General features: G+C 33.3%; 1 protein-coding gene. It reads left to right on the top strand.

Going from position 1 to position 786, the window contains the following annotated elements; genetic code table 11:
- Nucleotides 1-752, top strand: a 752-nt coding sequence (locus D1841_RS17745) for a hypothetical protein (protein WP_166554343.1), incomplete at its 5' end; no start/stop codon positions are given.
- Between the last annotated feature and the right edge of the window lie 34 nt (nucleotides 753-786).

Raw genomic sequence — 786 nt, 5'->3', positions numbered from 1 at the left:
CAAAGGATTACAGTATAATCAAGGTGACAGGGTATGCTGAGCAGCGTTTTACAGAAGATGAATTCTTCACTCGGTATGAGCAGGGAGAATTTGCAGATTATGTTCAAATTATGAAGGCAGAGAATCCTTATGAGGCATATTGTGATTGGTATTTTGATGAAGTAACATGTTGGTATAAGTATCTGATTTTTGATATAGATAAAAAAGAAACAGATATATTGCAGATGGGAGATTTAAAAAAAGTCAAGGATGAAAATGGAAAAACAACAGCCATAAAGCCACCGTTTTATATCATAGGTGTATATAAGAATGATTTGGTGATTGAAAAGCTTGAAGAAGGGGTTATTGAGGATGAAGAGTATCCCGGTATTATTAAAGAACAAGTCTATAGGTGGGATTTGCAGAAGAATACAAAAGAAAAAATTCTTCATATAGATGATGGCTATGTTTTTGATGCCGGAGGATTAGATTGTAGCAGTATTGTTGACCATAATAAAATTCTATTTCTAAGAAGAAAGCCAAACGGAAAGGCCGTCTATTACTATTATTGTTTTGAAACAGAACAGGAAGTACAGATGTATGAGACGGTTCGGAATGTACCATATCGAATTGTAGGGGAAATGAAAAATTGTTTCATCTATTACACGGCAGATGAAACAAAGAAGTCTATGTATATGCTTGATAAAGATTATTATTATAAAGGGAATTTTGAAAAATCTATCCGCATTGAAACAATGGATGAGTATTTCTAGGGAGGATTTATGCAACTTGAGATAAAGGATTTAT

It is taken from the genome of Neglectibacter sp. X4 (genome assembly GCF_009917365.1).
Lineage (GTDB): Bacteria > Bacillota > Clostridia > Oscillospirales > Acutalibacteraceae > Acutalibacter.
The sequence above is the reverse complement of the archived record's forward strand: the minus strand, read 5'-3'. Positions and strand labels throughout refer to the sequence as shown.